The organism is Paracoccus bogoriensis, from assembly GCF_019431455.1.
In the GTDB taxonomy this organism is placed as follows: Bacteria; Pseudomonadota; Alphaproteobacteria; order Rhodobacterales; family Rhodobacteraceae; genus Paracoccus; species Paracoccus bogoriensis.
Window position 1 is genome coordinate 38,919 of record NZ_JAHYSR010000007.1, and the last position, 17,210, is coordinate 56,128.

Annotated in this window: 16 protein-coding genes and 1 riboswitch; of the genes, 10 read left to right on the top strand and 6 right to left on the bottom strand. The window is 67.2% G+C overall.

Translation table 11 applies throughout. The annotated features are described in order from the left end of the window. Positions 1-3 precede the first annotated feature (3 nt). Positions 4-765, bottom strand: coding sequence for a phosphoribosylaminoimidazolesuccinocarboxamide synthase (gene purC / locus KY389_RS05000; RefSeq protein WP_219829748.1), 762 nt, complete (start codon positions 763-765; stop codon positions 4-6). A gap of 133 nt (positions 766-898) precedes the next feature. Here purC and KY389_RS05005 point away from each other — a divergent pair, with 133 nt between their 5' ends. From KY389_RS05005 to KY389_RS05030, 6 genes are all read left to right on the top strand, one after another. Further along, positions 899-1,213, top strand: a complete 315-nt coding sequence (locus KY389_RS05005; protein ID WP_219829749.1) for a DUF1476 domain-containing protein — start codon at positions 899-901, stop codon at positions 1,211-1,213. Positions 1,214-1,417: 204 nt separating this feature from the next. Further along, entirely contained in the window at positions 1,418-2,602 is a 1,185-nt protein-coding gene (locus KY389_RS05010; RefSeq protein ID WP_219829750.1) for an ABC transporter substrate-binding protein, read from the top strand. A 114-nt stretch (positions 2,603-2,716) separates the two neighbouring features. Next, positions 2,717-3,496, top strand: a complete 780-nt coding sequence (locus KY389_RS05015; protein ID WP_219829751.1) for an ABC transporter ATP-binding protein — start codon at positions 2,717-2,719, stop codon at positions 3,494-3,496. Beyond that, positions 3,493-4,326: an ABC transporter ATP-binding protein gene (locus KY389_RS05020; RefSeq protein WP_219829752.1), complete on the top strand. Its 834-nt coding sequence runs from the start codon at positions 3,493-3,495 to the stop codon at positions 4,324-4,326. Before KY389_RS05015 ends, KY389_RS05020 begins: the two co-directional genes overlap by 4 nt. A gap of 3 nt (positions 4,327-4,329) precedes the next feature. Continuing rightward, entirely contained in the window at positions 4,330-5,343 is a 1,014-nt protein-coding gene (locus KY389_RS05025) for a branched-chain amino acid ABC transporter permease (protein ID WP_219829753.1), read from the top strand. A gap of 13 nt (positions 5,344-5,356) precedes the next feature. Next, positions 5,357-6,688, top strand: a complete 1,332-nt coding sequence (locus KY389_RS05030) for a branched-chain amino acid ABC transporter permease (RefSeq protein WP_219829754.1) — start codon at positions 5,357-5,359, stop codon at positions 6,686-6,688. Positions 6,689-6,751: 63 nt separating this feature from the next. Here the strand turns inward: KY389_RS05030 and KY389_RS05035 are convergent, their stop codons facing one another. From KY389_RS05035 to KY389_RS05045, 3 genes are all read right to left on the bottom strand, one after another. Further along, complete coding sequence (locus KY389_RS05035) at positions 6,752-7,672, bottom strand: FAD:protein FMN transferase (RefSeq protein WP_246587962.1); 921 nt, start codon at positions 7,670-7,672, stop codon at positions 6,752-6,754. Further along, positions 7,669-9,777, bottom strand: a complete 2,109-nt coding sequence (locus tag KY389_RS05040) for a 4Fe-4S binding protein (protein WP_219829755.1) — start codon at positions 9,775-9,777, stop codon at positions 7,669-7,671. Before KY389_RS05040 ends, KY389_RS05035 begins: the two co-directional genes overlap by 4 nt. Before the next feature lie 112 nt (positions 9,778-9,889). Continuing rightward, positions 9,890-11,635, bottom strand: coding sequence for a PQQ-dependent methanol/ethanol family dehydrogenase (locus tag KY389_RS05045; protein WP_219829756.1), 1,746 nt, complete (start codon positions 11,633-11,635; stop codon positions 9,890-9,892). A 198-nt stretch (positions 11,636-11,833) separates the two neighbouring features. Here KY389_RS05045 and guaA point away from each other — a divergent pair, with 198 nt between their 5' ends. Further along, positions 11,834-13,393: a glutamine-hydrolyzing GMP synthase gene (gene guaA / locus KY389_RS05050; RefSeq protein ID WP_219829757.1), complete on the top strand. Its 1,560-nt coding sequence runs from the start codon at positions 11,834-11,836 to the stop codon at positions 13,391-13,393. 58 nt (positions 13,394-13,451) lie between these two features. Here the strand turns inward: guaA and ribD are convergent, their stop codons facing one another. Both ribD and nrdR read right to left on the bottom strand, forming a co-directional pair. Next, positions 13,452-14,465 carry a bifunctional diaminohydroxyphosphoribosylaminopyrimidine deaminase/5-amino-6-(5-phosphoribosylamino)uracil reductase RibD gene (gene ribD, locus KY389_RS05055; protein WP_343222903.1) on the bottom strand — a complete coding sequence of 338 codons (1,014 nt, stop codon included), beginning with the start codon at positions 14,463-14,465 and terminating at the stop codon, positions 13,452-13,454. An 8-nt stretch (positions 14,466-14,473) separates the two neighbouring features. Beyond that, positions 14,474-14,938, bottom strand: a complete 465-nt coding sequence (nrdR, locus tag KY389_RS05060; RefSeq protein ID WP_219829758.1) for a transcriptional regulator NrdR — start codon at positions 14,936-14,938, stop codon at positions 14,474-14,476. Positions 14,939-15,094: 156 nt separating this feature from the next. Then, positions 15,095-15,196: riboswitch (TPP riboswitch) on the top strand. A 67-nt stretch (positions 15,197-15,263) separates the two neighbouring features. On the opposite strand from nrdR, the gene thiD reads away from it, so the two are divergent. From thiD to thiS, 3 genes are read left to right on the top strand one after another with little or no spacing between them, the layout of a single operon-like run. After that, positions 15,264-16,067, top strand: coding sequence for a bifunctional hydroxymethylpyrimidine kinase/phosphomethylpyrimidine kinase (gene thiD, locus KY389_RS05065; protein ID WP_219829759.1), 804 nt, complete (start codon positions 15,264-15,266; stop codon positions 16,065-16,067). Further along, the gene (locus tag KY389_RS05070; RefSeq protein ID WP_219829760.1) at positions 16,060-17,022 is read left to right on the top strand and encodes an FAD-dependent oxidoreductase; all 963 of its coding nucleotides are present in this window, start codon (positions 16,060-16,062) and stop codon (positions 17,020-17,022) included. Before thiD ends, KY389_RS05070 begins: the two co-directional genes overlap by 8 nt. Continuing rightward, on the top strand, positions 17,012-17,209 hold the full coding sequence (thiS, locus tag KY389_RS05075; RefSeq protein ID WP_219829761.1) for a sulfur carrier protein ThiS: 198 nt from the start codon (positions 17,012-17,014) through the stop codon (positions 17,207-17,209). Before KY389_RS05070 ends, thiS begins: the two co-directional genes overlap by 11 nt. The last annotated feature ends 1 nt before the right edge of the window (position 17,210 follow it).

Genomic DNA, 17,210 nt, shown 5'->3' on the forward strand with positions numbered 1-17,210 from the left:
TCCCTAGTTGATCGCGGTCGGCTTGAGGCTGGTCGTGTTGGCGGGCATCAGGCCCAGACGGCGCGCCACCTCGGTATAGGCATCGGTCAGGTTGCCCAGATCGCGGCGGAACACGTCCTTGTCCAGCTTCTGGCCGGTCTTGATATCCCACAGGCGGCAGCTGTCGGGGCTGATCTCGTCGGCGACGATCAGGCGCATGAAATCGTTGTCCCAGACGCGACCGATCTCGATCTTGAAGTCGATCAGCTTGATGCCGACACCATAGAACACCCCCGACAGGAAATCGTTGACGCGCAGCGCCAGCGACACGATGTCGTCCAGATCCTGCTGCGTGGCCCAGCCGAAGGCGATGATATATTCCTCGCTGACCATCGGGTCGCCCAGCTCGTCGTTCTTGAAGCTGTATTCGACGATGGGGCGCGGCAGCATCGTGCCTTCCTCCAGCCCCAGCCGCCTGGACAGCGAGCCGGCGGCGAAGTTGCGCACGATCACCTCCAGCGGAATGATTTCGACCTGGCGGATCAGCTGCTCGCGCATGTTCACGCGGCGGATGAAGTGGTTGGGCACGCCGATATTCGTCAGGCCCTGCATGAAGAACTCGGACAGGCGGTTGTTCAGCACCCCCTTGCCTTCGATCGTGGCCTTTTTCTGCGCGTTGAAGGCAGTAGCGTCATCCTTGAAATACTGGATGAGCGTGCCCGGCTCGGTGCCTTCGTAAAGGATCTTGGCCTTGCCTTCGTAAATCTTCTTGCGCCGCGGTGCCATCAGCCGACCGTCCTTTCGCGTGTCCCCAAAGTGGCGCCTTATCCCAGAACACCCTGCCGGGGCAATACACGAGGCTTGAAGGCGTCGCTGCGCGGGGGCATATCCTTTGCAGAACACAAGCAGGAGGGTTCAGATGTCCACGTTCGACGACCGCGAACGCGCCTACGAGGCGAAATTCGCCCATGACGCCGACTTGCGCTTCAAGGCCGAGGCCCGCCGGAACCGCCTGCTGGGCGAATGGGCCGCCGGGCTACTGGGCAAGACGGGCGACGATGCGCGCGCCTATGCCATGAGCGTGGTCAACGCCGATTTCGAGGAACCGGGCGAAGAGGACGTGTTCCGCAAGGTCGAGGCCGACCTGACCGGCCATGCCGATGCCGCAACCATCCGCGCCAAGATGGCCGAATTGATGGACGAGGCCCGCCGTCAGGTGATCGAGGAAAGCTGAGGCGGGCGCGACCCTCATCAGGAAAGGGGCCCGTCGCGGCCCCTTTTGCATGGCGGCATGGCGTCACCCTTGCCCACGACGCGCAAACGGCCACGGGGCAAACGCATACAGGGCAGACGCATATCGGCCGCGATCCTGCTTCCCTTTTCAGCGGGCTGCTTCTAACCTGCCGACAGGACAATGTTCCAACTGGGAGACTACAGAATGAAAAAACTTCTCCTCGCAACCGCCGCCGGGGCGCTGATCGCCGGTGCGGCCGGAGCGGAAGACATCAAGCTGGGCATCTCGCTCGGTTTCACCGGGCCTCTGGAATCGATGTCGCCCGCGATGGCGGCAGGCGCCGAGCTGGCGATGAAGGAAGTGTCGGATTCGGGTCTGCTGCTGGGCGGCGCCACCGTCGTTCCGGTTCGCGGCGATTCGACCTGCATCGACGCGGCCGCCGCCACCGCCACGGTCGAGCGTCTGATCACGGCCGAAGGCGTGCGCGGCATTGTCGGCGGCATGTGCTCGGGCGAGACCATCGCCTCATTGGAGAATGTCGCCAGGGCGAACGGGATCGTGATGATCTCGCCTTCGGCCACCTCGCCCGCCCTGTCCACGATCGAGGATGACGGCCTGTTCTTCCGCACGGCGCCCTCGGATGCGCGTCAGGGCCAGGTCATGGCCGAAATCATCATGGAACGCGGCCTGAACAGCGTCGCCGTGACCTATACCAACAACGATTACGGCAAGGGGCTGGCGGACAGCTTCGCGGCGGCCTTCCAGGAGGCGGGCGGCACCGTCACCGTGAACGCACCCCATGACGACGGCAAGGCCGATTATTCGGCCGAAGTCGCGGCACTGGCCGCAGCGGGCGGCGATGCGCTGGTCGTGGCGGGCTATGTCGATCAGGGCGGCTCGGGCGTGGTGCGCGCTGCGCTGGATACGGGCGCCTTTGACACCTTTGTCTTCCCCGACGGCATGGTCGGCAGCGCTCTGGAAAGCAATTTCGGCTCTGAAATCGACGGCAGCTTCGGCCAGAACCCCGCCGCCGAAGGCGAGGGCCGCGACCTGTTCCTGGCCCTGGCCGAGGAAGCGGGCTTCGACGGCGCCGGCGTCTATTCGGGCGAGTCTTATGACGCGGCGGCCCTGATCCTTCTGGCGATGGCCAAGGCGGGCAGCAGCGACCCGGCCGAATACAAGAACCACATCATGGACGTGGCCAACGCCCCCGGCGAGCCGATCCTGCCCGGCGAACTGGCCAAGGCGCTGGAAATCATCGCGGATGGCGGCGAGGTCGATTATGTCGGCGCGACCGCGGTCGAGCTGATCGGCTCGGGCGAGGCGGGCGGCAGCTTCCGCGAGATCGAGATCCGGGACGGCAGGATCGAGACGATCGGCTTCCGCTGATCCTGCAGGAGACTGACAGGCCCGGCACCCTTCGCGGTGCCGGGCCATTTTGCAATCATACGAGCCACGAACACGGCCGGCTTTCTCCCGCATGGGACAACAGGGAAGCGCAACATGATCAGGGTCGAGAACCTTCACAGACATTTCGGCGGCTTTCGCGCCGTGGACGGTGCCAGCCTGACGATCGAGACCGGCTCGATCACCGGGCTGATCGGGCCGAACGGGGCGGGAAAATCGACCTTGTTCAACGTCATCGCGGGCGTCTTGCCCCCCACCTCGGGCCGCGTCCTGATGGATGGCGAGGACATCACCGGCCTGCCTCCGCACGAATTGTTCCACAAGGGCCTGTTGCGGACCTTCCAGCTGGCGCATGAATTCGCCTCGATGACGGTGCGCGAGAACCTGATGATGGTTCCGGGCGGCCAGTCGGGCGAGACGATCTGGAAGACCTGGCTGCAACGCGGCCGCATCAGGGCCGAGGAACGCGCCTTGCGGAAAAAGGCCGACGAAGTGCTGGAGTTTCTGACCATCCGCCATCTGGCGGACGAACTGGCGGGAAATCTGTCGGGCGGACAGAAGAAGCTGCTGGAACTGGGTCGCACGATGATGGTGGACGCCAAGATCGTGTTCCTGGACGAGGTCGGCGCAGGCGTGAACCGCACGCTGCTGATGACCATCGCCGACGCAATCATCCGGCTGAACAAGGAACGCGGCTACACCTTCTGCGTGATCGAACACGACATGGACTTCATCGGCAAGCTCTGCGACCCGGTCATCGTCATGGCCGAAGGCAAGGTTCTGGCCCAGGGCAGCGCCGCCGACATCATGCAGAACGAGGCCGTGATCGAGGCCTATCTGGGCACCGGTCTCAAGAACAAGGACATGGTCGGATGAGCGATCAGGACGCAGTTTTCGGCAATCGCGGCAACCGCGACCTGTCGGTGGTCAATCCCCAGGGGCGCGGCACGACCGACGGCACCCGTCGTTCCGGCCCCGTGGGCGAGGGGCGCCCCGGCGATCCTTTCCTGATCGGCGAGAACATGACCGGCGGCTACGGCAAGGGCGCGGACATCCTGCACAACTGCACCATCGCCGTGGAAAAGGGCCAGATCGCCGTGATCGTCGGCCCGAACGGCGCGGGCAAGTCCACCGCCATGAAGGCCATCTTCGGCATGTTGAACCTGCGCCAGGGCAGCGTGCGGCTGGACGGGCGAGACATCACCGCGCTGAACCCGCAGGACCGGGTCAGGGCGGGGATGGGCTTCGTGCCGCAGGTCAACAACATCTTTCCCTCGATGAGCGTCGAAGAGAACCTGGAAATGGGCGCCTATATCCGCAAGGACGACATCCGCGCCACGATGGAACAGGTCTATGAACTGTTCCCCGCCATCGCCGCCAAGCGCCGCCAGGCGGCGGGCGAATTGTCGGGCGGCCAGCGCCAGCAGGTCGCGGTGGGACGGGCGCTGATGACCCGACCTTCGGTCCTGATGCTCGACGAGCCGACTGCGGGCGTCAGCCCCATCGTGATGGACGAGCTTTTCGACCGCATCATCGCCATCGCACGCGGCGGCCTGCCCGTGCTGATGGTCGAGCAGAATGCACGCCAGGCCATGATGATCGCCGACAAGGCCTATGTGCTGGTGCAGGGGGCGAATGCGCATACCGGCACCGGAAAGGAACTGATGCAGAACGACGAGGTGCGCCGCACCTTCCTGGGGGGCTGAGCCATGGATATCCTGAACGGCCTCGTGGTCTTTCTGAACTTCGTGTTCATCCCCGCCGCCGCCTATGGCGCGCAGCTTGCGCTCGGGGCGCTTGGCGTGACGCTGATCTATGGCATCCTGCGCTTTTCGAACTTCGCGCATGGCGACACGATGGCCTTCGGCACGGCCATCGTGATCCTGCTGACCTGGGGGTTGCAGGCGCTTGGCGTCTCGATCTTCCCGCTGCCGACCGCGCTGCTGGCGCTGCCGCTGGCCATCGCACTGACGGCGCTGCTGGTCCTGGGCACGGACCGCGCGGTCTATCGCTTCTACCGCCGCCAGAAGGCCGCACCGATCATCTTCGTGATGGCCTCGGTGGGCGTGATGTTCGTGATGAACGGCCTGACGCGCCTGCTGATCGGAGTGAACGAACAGCGCTTCGACGACGGCGCGCGCTTCCTGATCGATGTCCGCACCTTCCGCGAGGTGACTGGCCTGGCCGAGGGCTTGGCGCTGCGCTCGACCCAGGCGCTGACGGTGGTGCTGGCCTTCGCGGTGATGGTGGCGCTGTTCTGGTTCCTGAACCGCACCCGGTCGGGCAAGGCGATGCGCGCCTATTCCGACAACGAGGATCTTGCGCTGCTGTCGGGGATCGACCCCGAACGCGTCGTGCGCCTGACCTGGATCATCGCGGCGGGGCTGATGGTGATTGCGGGCACGCTTTATGGTCTGGACAAGTCCTTCCGGCCCTTCAACTACTTCCAGATCCTGCTGCCGATCTTCGCGGCTGCCATCGTGGGGGGCCTGGGCAATCCGCTCGGCGCCATTGCGGGCGGGTTTCTGGTCGCCTTTTCCGAGGTCGCAGTCACCTATCCCTGGGTGCGCGTGGTCAGCTATATCGCGCCCTGGTATGATCCGGGGCCGGGCAACCTGATGCAGCTTCTGGGCACCGAATACAAATTCGCCGTCAGCTTCGTGATCCTGATCGTGGTGCTGCTGTTCCGGCCCACGGGCCTGTTCCGCGGCAAGTCGGTCTAAGGAGGGGTTCATCATGGCAACAAACCGACAAGCCGCAGCCTCCAGCCCCTGGCGGGCGCCCATCGTGCTGGCGATCCTGGCCGTGCTGTTTCTGCTGGAGGGCACGGTCAGGAACGCGATGTTCTCGGGCAGTTGGAACACGGCGCTGGCAATCCTGAACATGGGGCTGATCTCGGCCATCGTGGCGCTTGGGGTGAACATGCAATGGGGCTATGCGGGCCTCTTCAACGTAGGGGTCGTGGGCTTTCTGGCCCTGGGTGGACTGGCCCCGGTGCTGGTCTCGCTTCCGCCGGTCGAAGGCGCATGGGAAGCGGGCGGGCCGCGACTGATCCTGTCGCTTCTGGTAGGGCTGGGGGTGCTGGCGGCAGCCAGCCTTGTCTGGCGGCGGTGGCGCAAGGGCTGGGCGGTGGCGCTGGTGCTCATCGCGGGCTTCTTTCTCTTTCGCCACCTGTTCGATCCGGCCGTCGCGGCCATCGAGGCCAACAACCCCGCGCGGCACGGCAATATCGGCGGGCTGGGCCTGCCGGTGCTGGTCTCGTGGCTGGTGGGCGGGCTGTTTGCCGCCGCCGCGGCCTGGGCGATCGGCAAGGTCGCGCTTGGCCTGCGGTCGGATTATCTGGCCATCGCCACGCTCGGCATCGGCGAAATCATCGTGGCGGTGCTGCGCAACGAGGAATGGCTGGCGCGCGGCGTGATGAACGTCACCTCGATCCCGCGCCCCGTCGCGTATGAGATCGACCTGCAGCGCAACCCCGACTTTGTCGCGTTCGCCCAAGGCTGGGGCCTGCCCGTGGCCGAGGCGTCGGGGATCTGGGTCAAGCTGTCCTACATGTCGCTGTTTCTCGTGGTGCTGCTGGTCATCATCCTGCTGGCCGAACTGGCGCTGAAATCGCCCTGGGGGCGGATGATGCGCGCCATCCGCGACAACGAGACCGCGGCCGGGGCGATGGGCAAGAACGTCACCGGGCGGCACCTTCAGGTGTTCATCCTGGGCTCGGCCGTCATCGGCATCGCCGGGGCGATGATGGTGACGCTGGACGGGCTTCTGGCGCCGACCAGCTACAACCCGCTGCGCTACACCTTTCTCATCTGGGTCATGGTGATCGTCGGCGGCTCGGGCAACAACTGGGGCGCGGTTCTGGGCGCGGTGCTGATCTGGTTCCTCTGGATCAAGGCCGAGGTCTGGGGCCCTGCCCTGATCGCGCTTCTGACCGGGCCGATGGCCGATGGCCCGCTCAAGGCGCATCTGCTGGAAAGCGCGCCGCATATGCGCTTCATCGCGATGGGGGCGGTCCTGCTGCTGGTCCTGCGCTTCGCGCCGCGCGGGCTGGTGCCCGAACGCTGACCACAACGCGGATCGAAAAAGGGGGCGCCACGGCGCCCCCTTTTATTTGCGGACCTTGACCTTTCAGGCCGGGCGGATGCGCTCTACCCTGCCCCGCCGGTCCAGCAGCAGCACCTCGCGCACATCCCCCAGCAGGGTGGCCACGGCCGCGATCTCTTCCGTGCTCATCAGGCAGGCCGCCGTCGAGAACCCGTCGGCCATGGCCGCACTGTCCGCCACCACCGCCACGCTGGACCATGGCGGTTCCTCGCCGCCAAGCGGGTTCAGGATATGGAAGATGCCGGGCGCCACGCTCAGCGCACCGGGGCTGGACACGGCCAGAGCCGTATCCTGCAAGACCACGCGGCCAAAGCGACCCTTCTGGGGGTCCAGAACACCCATCCGCCAAGGCCCTCCTGCCGTCGCCGTCTCGCCCATATCGACGCAGAGCCGCGTCAGACCCGCCTCGCGCAGGACTTGCCGCACCGCGTCGCTGGCCGCCCCCTGCGCGATCCCGTTCAGGCTGAGCGCCTGCCCCGCGTCCAGATGCAGGCCGCGCCGCCCCGGCGCGGGCAAGGCGACGCGGCCCCAGCCGACCAGCGCCCGTGCCGCGCTGATGTCGCCGCCCGTCGCATGGGCCAGCCACAGCGGCTGGATCGTCGGATCGAACCGCCCCCCGGTCGCACGGTGCAGTCGGTCGCAAAGGTCCAGCATCGCCCGCCAGCGCGCATCCAGATCGGGCAGATGCCCCGCCGCATTCAGGCGCGACAGGTCGGAGGCGGCGCGGAACAGGCTGAACCGGGCCTCGTAGGCCTCGATCTCGTGGCGGGCGCGGGCCAGGGCGGGGCGCGTCACCTCGGGCGGGCCATCCAGCGTGATGCTGACCTCTGCCCCAAGCGCCACGCCCCGCCATGTCAGGCGCGGGGCAGGTGCGGCACCGGCCGAGCCCGTCAGCCCGGTCGCGGCCGAGATCGCCAGAAAGCGGCGGCGCGACAGCCCGCTCATGCGCCGGCCTCCTGCGGTTGCGGCACAAGGGCCGGAGGCCGCGAGCCGGTCCGCCCGGCGCGTCTTGCCGCCAGGACCAGCGGCACGCAGCGGCTTTGATCATCATGGATCGCGACACAATCGAGGCATTGGAAACACTCGGAATAATCAATCCGACCGCTTTTCTCGATGGCACCATACCTGCATTTGACGCGGCACAGATGACAGGGACTGCCGCATTCGACGCGCCGCGCGATCCAGTCGCGCCCGCGCAGCAGCCCGCCCAGGGCCATGAAGGCGCCCAGCGGGCAGAGATAGCGGCAAAAGCCCTTGAACAGCACCATGCCCAGGGCCAGCCAGAACAGCGCGTAGGCCACGAAATACCATTCGCGCTGGAAATGGACGGTGATCGCGGTCTTGAAGGGCTCGATCTCGGCGGCCTTGTCCACATGCTGCGGCGCCAGAAAGACCAGCGCGACCAGCCCGGCCAGCGCGACGTATTTCAGCGATTTCAGCCGCCGGTCCCACCGGGCCGAGGGGGTGATCTGCGGCAGACGCAGCGCCCGGCCCAGATGATGCGCGAATTCCTGAAGCGCCCCGAACGGACACAGCCAGCCGCAGAAAAGCCCCCTGCCCCACAGCACGAAGCCCAGGATCGCCGCCGCCCAGACCAGCAGCGAAAACGGATCGTAAAGCAGAAAGGCATAGCTGCCCCCCTCGACGGCGCTGCGCAGCACCGCAAGGGGCGTGACGATCGACAATTGCCCCTGCCCCCAGAAGCCCACGAAGCCCGTCATCACAGCCAGGATCAGCAACCGCGCGGGCGTGAAATGGCGCCAGCCCGCCAGCCGGTTCATCCGCGCGCCAAGCGCCCAGACCAACGCCCCCAGCCCCGTTGCCAGAAGGATCAGATCGACCTGCCGGTTCTGAAGCGCCTCAAGCCAGGGCGGCACAGGGACGGGCGGCACCTCGCGGAGGAAGAACCGCTCGTCGGTCTGGTGGTCCAGCGACAGTTCGACCCGGCCGACCTCGGGGGTGATATAGCCATGCTCGCGCACGGCCTCGATCAGCAGGGTGAAGGGCTCGGCGGGGTTGAAGCCCAGCCTGCGGTCGGTGCGCAGGATCAGCGCCGTCCCCTGGGGCACGCCGGGGGCCAGATCGACCAGGAAATCGGCATCGCGCAGCGCGATGGGCAGACCGCCCTGTTCGGCCTTGATCAGGTCGGGGGCGGTGTTGCGGACGAAATCCTCGCTGACCAGCCCATGCCGCCCTGCATCGATCAGCAGCAGGAACTCGTCCGTCGGTGCCACGCCGCGAAACCGGTCCATCTGGTCGATGGTGGACTGGTCCAGCGCCGCGCGGGCCAGTGCGGGCGGCGTCACATCGACCAGCCACAGGTCCAGATAGGGATCGTCCGGCCGGGCCCGGGCTTCGGGGTCGGATTGCGCCCAGATCGTGCCTGCAAAGGCCGCGTCGATCTGGGCATTGCTGACCTGAAGGCGGCTGACCAGCCCCTGCGCCACCAGATCGCCCCATGTCAGCGCCTCGTCATGGTCGAAATCGGGGCGTGCGGCGGGGGCGGCAACGCGGCCTTGCAGATGCTCGCGCGCGACGGTATGGGCGGCCGCCATGATCGATTCATGCGCGATCCGGACCGAGGCCGTGGCCTTCGTCACCCCGTCCAGATGCACCAGCGCCGAGCCGCTGTCGGCGCCGCCATAGGGCGTGCCGATGGTCATGGGCGACCAGATCGACTTGCCCGCATATTGTTCGAAGAACTCGCGGAACGGCCCCTCTCCCATGCCCGAGACGAAGATCGGCTCGTTGTGGTGGACCAGCCGCACGGTGACGATGGTCCCCTCGCGGTCCAGCACCACGACCACGTTGACCGGCGCACCGGCAAAGCCCGGCAGCGGCGCATAGGGCTGTGTGGTAAAAGCATAACCCGCCGGCGCGCCGCCCGAGTTCAGCACCTGATACAGGCCCTTGTCGTTCAGCGCCTCGCCCAGGGCGAAGGGCGGCGGGACATAGGCCAGCATCTCGTCGGCCGACAGTGCCTGGGCCCGCGCCTGCAAGGGCAGAAGGCCGATCAGCAACACGAGGACAAGACGAAGCAGCGACATCATGGGCCAAGGCTATGCCTGCGGGCCGGGCCTGCCTATTCGACTTTCGGCAGGGGCGGGGACGTGAAAAACCCGGCCGCAGGGGCCGGGCTTCGCAGTGTCGCGGATGACGCGATCAGTTGGCCGAGGCCAGAAGCTGGTCGGGGATGCGGAAGGTCCAGACCGAACCGCCCTGGTTCAGATAGGACACCTCCTGCGCCACCTCGCCACCCCAGAGCGGCACGGCCCCGCCCCAGCCCGAGACGACCGACAGCCATTGCACGCCATCTTCGTCTTCCCAGGTGACAGGCTGGCCGGTCACACCCGACCCGGTCTGGAACTGCCAGAGAATCTCGCCCGTCTCGTCGTTGATCGCCTGGATATAGCCTTCGGGCGTGCCGTAGAAGACCAGCCCCCCCGCCGTTGCCATGGTCGAACCCCAGAGCGGCGCGCCATTGGGAACCTCGAACTTGATCTCCATCGTGTTCGGGTCGATCGCCTTCAGCGCGCCGATATGATCCTCGAACAGCGGCTTGATGGTGAAGCCCGCACCCAGATAGGCCGCGCCCTGACGATAGGTGATCGGCTCGTTCCAGATATCCATGCCCCATTCGTTCGAGGGCACGTAGAAATAGCCCGTGCGCTGCGAATAGGACATGTGCTGCCAGTTCTTGCCGCCCAGGAAGCCCGGCACGGCCCAGACGACCTCGCCCTTTTGCCCGTCGGCTGCGTCCGCAGGGTTGCCCGGACGGTTCTCGGGATTGTAGATCGGGCGGCCGTTCTCGTCGATGCCGCTGGCCCAGGTGATATCCTTCACGAAGGGCATGGCGTCCACGAAGCTGCCATCCTCGCGGTTGAGCACATAGAAGAAGCCGTTGCGATCCGCCGTGGCCAGGCGGCCATTGCCGTTGGCGTCGGTGAAGGGGATCACCTCGTTCACACCATCATAATCCCAACCCTCCCAGGGCGTGGTCTGGAAATACCACTTGATCTCGCCCGTGGCGGGGTCGAGGCCGATGCGGCTGGCGGCATAGAGGTTGTCGCCCTCGCGCAGGTGGCTGTTCCAGGGCGCGGGGTTGCCGGTGCCGAAGATCAGCGTGTCGGTCTGGGCGTCATAGGTGCCGCCCAGCCAGGGCGCGCCGCCGCCGGTTTTCCACATGTCGCCCGGCCAGCTGGCATTCAGCGTGCCGGTCATGGTGCTTTCCTCGCCGTTCAGCTCGCCCATGTGCCCCTCGATCACGGGGCGGCGCCAGACCAGTTCGCCATTCTCGGCGTCGCGGGCCTCGATGGCGCCGACGATGCCGAACTCACCGCCGGAATTGCCGGTGATGACCAGTCCGTTCACGATCAGGGGCGCGGCGGTGTAGCTGTAACCCTCGCGGTAATCGGCGATGCGCTTGTTCCAGACGACCGCGCCGGTCTTGCGGTCCAGCGCGACGATGCGCGCGTCCAGCGTGCCGAAATAAATGTTGTCGCCATAGATCGCCGCGCCGCGGTTGATCACGTCGCAGCAAGGCAGGATGCCTTCGGGCAGGCGGGCGTCGTATTGCCAGATCTTGCGGCCGGTCTTGGCGTCCAGCGCGAAGACGCGGCTATACGAGCCGGTCACATACATCACACCGTCATAGATCAGCGGCTGCGATTGCTGGCCGCGCTGGCGTTCGCCGCCGAAGCTGAAGGACCAGGCCGGGAACAGGTTCTTCACTGTCTCGCGGTTGATCTGGTCCAGCGGGCTATAGCGCTGCCAGTCCCGGCCCATGCCGTTGGTCACAACCTGAGTCGTGATGGTCTGGTCGTTCAGAAGATCCTCCTCGGTCACCTGTGCGAACGCGCCAGGCGTCGCCATCATGCCGATGCAGGCGGCCATTACGAACTTGTTCATCCTCTCTCCTCCCAAGGGGCCGGGCTGGACCGGGCGACGGTGACGGCACGGCAGAACAGACATGCCCGCAGTATCAGCAGTGCGAGAGAGGCTTGAAAATTGCACATTGGTCTTAGGTCCGCCTTGGCCATGACGCATTGCGCGGCGATGGGCCTCGGGGGGCTTGCGCGAGGCGGGTGGCGCGCTTAAAGGCGGGCCATGACACAGCATCAGCGCCTTCTGATCATCGACTTCGGCAGCCAGGTGACCCAGCTTATCGCGCGGCGTCTGCGCGAGCTGAACGTCTATTGCGAAATCCGCCCCTTCAACCTGCTGACCGATGCGGCGCTGCGCGAGATGGCGCCGCAGGCGATCATCCTGTCCGGCGGACCGGCCAGCGTGACCGATCCGGGCAGCCCCCGCGCACCTCAGGCGGTGTTCGAGATGGGCGTTCCGGTCTTCGGCATCTGCTACGGCCAGCAGGTGATGATGGCGCAGCTTGGCGGTGCCGTCGAGGCGGGCCATCATGCCGAATACGGCCGCGCCTTCATCACCCCCGCCGCGGGGCACAAGGGCGATGGCATCTTTGCCGGCTTGTTCCAGACGGGCCGCGAAGAGGTCTGGATGAGCCATGGCGACCGCGTCACGCGGCTTGCCCCCGGCTTCGAGGTGATCGGCACTTCGCCCAACGCCCCCCTTGCGATGATCGCGGACGAGGCGCGGCGCTTCTATGGCGTGCAGTTCCACCCCGAGGTGCATCACACCCCCAATGGTCGCCGGATGCTGGAAAACTTCGTCCGGCTGGCGGGCTTCACCGGCGACTGGACCATGGCCTCTTACAAGGACGAGGCGATCCGCAAGATCCGCGAGCAGGTCGGCGACCGCAAGGTGATCTGCGGCCTCTCGGGCGGGGTGGACAGCTCGGTCGCGGCGGTTCTGATCCATCAGGCGATCGGCGACCAACTGACCTGCGTCTTTGTCGATCACGGCCTTCTGCGCCTGAACGAGGCCGAGCAGGTCGTGGCCATGTTCCGCGACAATTACAACATCCCGCTGATCCACGCGAATGAAAGCGAGCTGTTCCTGGGCGCGCTGGAAGGCGTCAGCGATCCCGAGGTCAAGCGCAAGACCATCGGGCGGCTGTTCATCGACGTGTTCCAGAAATACGCAAGCCAGATCGAGGGCGCGGATTTCCTGGCCCAAGGCACGCTTTACCCGGACGTGATCGAAAGCGTCAGCTTCTCGGGCGGGCCTTCGGTCACGATCAAGTCGCACCACAATGTCGGCGGCCTGCCCGAGAAGATGGGCCTGAAGCTGGTGGAACCCCTGCGCGAGCTGTTCAAGGACGAGGTCCGCGCGCTTGGCCGCGAACTGGGCCTGCCCGAAAGCTTCATCGGCCGCCACCCCTTCCCCGGCCCGGGCCTGGCGATCCGCTGCCCCGGCGAGATCACCCGCGAAAAGCTGGAGATCCTGCGCAAGGCCGATGCGATCTTCATCGACCAGATCCGCAAGCATGGTTTGTATGACGAGATCTGGCAGGCCTTCGTGGCCATCCTGCCGGTCCGCACCGTCGGCGTGATGGGCGACGGGCGGACCTACGACTATGCCTGCGCATTGCGGGCCGTGACCTCGGTTGACGGGATGACAGCGGATTACTACCCGTTCACCCACGACTTCCTGGGCGAGACCGCGACGCGGATCATCAACGAGGTCAAGGGCATCAACCGCTGCACTTATGACATCACCTCGAAGCCCCCGGGCACGATCGAGTGGGAATGAAGGCCGCGCGCCCCTCTCACCGCAAGCCCGCCCCGAGGCGGGCTTTTTCATGCGCCGTTCACGGCGCGTCGGGTGTCCAGCGATGAAAGAGGTCGTTGCCCAGACGCCGCGTCTCGACCAGCCGGAAACGCGGGGCGGCAGCAAGACTGGGCCAGTCGGTCGCGCCGATGGCAGGACGGGCCGCCGCGCCCAGCGCCAGTCCGGCGGTGTAGCCCATCACCTGATCGACCAGCCCCGCCCGCAGCAGATCCGCGGCCAGAACGCCGCCCCCCTCGCAGAAAAGCCGCGTGATACCGCGCTGCGAGAGTTCGCCCATGATTTCGGGCAATTCACCCTGCATGAACCACAGCGGACCATGGGTTTCGTCCTCGGGCGGCATCGGCGGCGGCGAGCCGCGCGTCAGCACCACGCGCACCGGCTGGCGGGGCGTGGCGATGCCGCGCACGTTCAGATGCGGCAGATCGGTCCGCGCCGTCCGGGCACCCACCATTACCGCATCGTGGCTGGCGCGCATCGCATGGACATGCAGCCGCGCCTCGGGGCCGGTGATCCAGCGGCTTTCACCATCCGGCATGGCGATGCGTCCGTCGAAACTGGTCGCCAGCTTCAGCGTCACGAAGGGCCGCCCCCGCATCAGGCGGCTGAGAAAACCGGCCTGCAACCGCGCGGCCTCGGGCGCCAGCACGTTCTCGGTCAGGGTCACGCCGCCCTCGCGCAGGATCGCATGGCCCGCACCACAGACGCGCGGGTCAGGATCGGTCATGGCCGAGACGACGCGCGCGATGCCCGCCGTGACCAGCCCGCTGGCGCAGGGCGGCGTGCGGCCATGATGGGCGCAGGGCTCCAGCGTCACATAGGCCGTGGCGCCGCGCGCGGCCTCGCCCGCCATGTCCAGCGCCATGCGTTCGGCATGGGGGCGCCCGCCGGGCTGGGTCCAGCCGCGCCCCACGACGCGGCCATCCCTGACGATGACGCAGCCCACCGCCGGGTTCGGCCAGACATTGCCCAGACCCCGCGCGGCAAGGCGCAGGGCATGGCGCATGTGGCGGATGTCGTCCTCGGGGGCGGTCACGCCGCAGATTACTCGGACGCGGCGCCGGGGCGCAGTTCCGAGACGAACTTGTCGAAATCGTCCGCGTCCTGGAAGTTCTTGTAAACGCTTGCGAACCGCACATAGCCGACATTGTCGATGCGCGACAGCGCCTCCATCACGATCTCGCCGATCATCTTCGAGGGGATATCGGTCTCGCCCGTGCTTTCCAGCCGCCGCACGATGCCGCTGATCATCTGCTCGATCCGCTCGGGCTCGACGGGGCGCTTCTGCATGGCGATGCGGATGGACCGGGCCATCTTGTCGCGGTCGAAATCTTCGCGCCGCCCGTTCGACTTGACCACGACCAGATCGCGCAACTGCACGCGCTCATAGGTGGTGAAACGGCCCCCGCAACCGGGGCAGAGGCGGCGGCGGCGGATGGCCACGTTGTCCTCGGCCGGGCGCGAGTCCTTGACCTGCGTATCGGCATGTCCACAGAATGGGCAGCGCATGGATGGTCCCTCTGGTCCGGCAATCCACCGTCACTATAGGCAGAGCCGCAAGGATTGGGTAGCCTAATCCACGACCTACCAGATCCGCCCCGCCTTCTGTGTCCCGATTGTCGCGTTTGCCCCCTTGCGCACCAGACGCGGCCGGTCTAGCGTGACGCAAGACCGTTGGGGTGCCTGGAAACAGGCTGAGAGGCCGTGCGCCAACCCATCGAACCTGATCCGGGTCATACCGGCGGAGGGAACGGTGCATCATGACGCAGCCCGCGCGCTGCCCCTGCGTATCGCCCCCTTGCCGATATCCCGACCGACAGCAAGGAGGAGGCGTGTGACCGCCATCGCCCTGACCATCGCAGGCTCGGATTCCGGCGGCGGCGCTGGGATACAGGCCGATCTCAAGACCTTTTCGGCGCTCGGCGTCTATGGCGCCAGCGTGATCACCGCGCTGACCGCGCAGAACACCCGCGCCGTGACCATGGTGGAACCGGCAAGCCCCGCGATGATCGCGGCGCAGATGCGGGCGGTGTTCGACGATCTGGACATTCGCGCCGTCAAGCTGGGGATGCTGGGCGACGCGCAGGCCATCCGCATCGTGGCCGAGGGGCTGGACGGGCAAGCGGTGCCGGTCGTGCTGGACCCGGTGATGGTGGCGAAATCAGGCGACGCGCTGCTACCCGAAGCCGCCATCGGCGCGCTGCGCGATCTGATGCTGCCCCGCGCGCGCCTTGCGACCCCGAACCTGCCCGAGGCCGCGCGGCTTCTGGGCTGCGCCCCCGCCTGTGACGCGGCCGAGATGGCGCGTCAGGGGCGCGCGCTGCTGGATCTGGGGCCGCAGGCGGTGCTGATGAAGGGCGGCCATGCCGAGGGGTCGGTTTGCACCGATCTTCTGATCACAGCCCAAGGCATCACCGAGTTCACCGCGCCGCGTCAGGCCACCCGCAACACCCATGGCACGGGCTGCACCCTGTCGGCGGCGATCGCCGCCGGGCTGGCGCAGGGGCTTGACCTGCCGCTGGCCGTGGGGGTCGCGCATCGCTATCTGCAGGGTGCCATCGCGGCGGCGGACGGGCTGGCCATAGGCTCGGGTCACGGGCCGGTGCATCACTTCCACGCGGTCTGGGCCGATGGCTGACATCACGATCATCGGCGCGGGCGTCGCGGGCCTTTTCGCCGCGCATGAACTGGCGCGGCGCGGCCTGCGCCCCCGCATCCTGGATCGGAACGGCCCGCCGGGGCCGCATGGCTGTTCCTGGTGGGCGGGGGGCATGTTGGCGCCCCATTGCGAGGGCGTGACCGCCGAGCCCGTCATCACCCGCCTCGGGGCCCAGGCCGCCGATGCCTGGGCGGCGATCACCCCCGTCGCCCGCCGCGGCACGCTGGTCGTCGCGCTGGACCGCGACCGGGCCGAGCTGACACGCTTTGCCCGCCGCTGCCCCGCGCATCAGCCCTGCGCGCCGGGCGATCTGGAACCGGGCCTTGCCCATCACCGCGCCGGCCTGCATGTCCCGTCCGAGGCGCATCTGGACCCCCGCCGCGCGCTGGCCGACCTGATCGCCGCCCTGTCCGCCCAAGGCATCGCCATCGAACGCGCCGAGGCCGAGCCGGACGGCATCCAAGGCCCGGTCATCGACGCCCGCGGCTTGGCCAGCCCCCTGCCCGGCCTGCGCGGCGTGCGGGGCGAGATGGCGGTCCTTCACGCCCCCGACATCACGCTGTCGCGCCCGGTGCGGCTGCTGCATCCGCGCCATCCCCTCTATATCGTGCCGCGCGAGGGGGGGCTGTTCATGCTGGGCGCGACCCAGATCGAAAGCGCCAGCCGCGCCCCCGCCACCGCCCGCTCGGCGCTGGAGCTGCTGTCAGCCGCCTATGCGCTGGACTCGCGCTTTGCCGAAGGCTCCATCGTCGAACTGGGCGCCGACCTGCGCCCGGCCTTTGCCGACAACATCCCCCGCGTGGTGGTGCGGGGCCGGGTGCTGCACCTGAACGGCCTTTTCCGCCACGGCTATCTGATGGCCCCGGCGCTGGCGCGCCAGGCGGCCGATTACCTGACCGACCGAATCAAGGGAGAACTGATCCATGAGGATTGAGGTCAACGGCACCGCCCGCGACATCACCGCCACCACGCTTGCCGAGGCACTGGTCGAACTGGGCTGGGCCGAGGCCCGCGTCGCCACCGCGCTGAACGGGGAATTCGTCCCCTCATCCGCCCGGGCCGGACAGGCGCTACGCGACGGCGACCGGCTCGAGGTGCTGGCCCCGATGCAGGGCGGCTGAG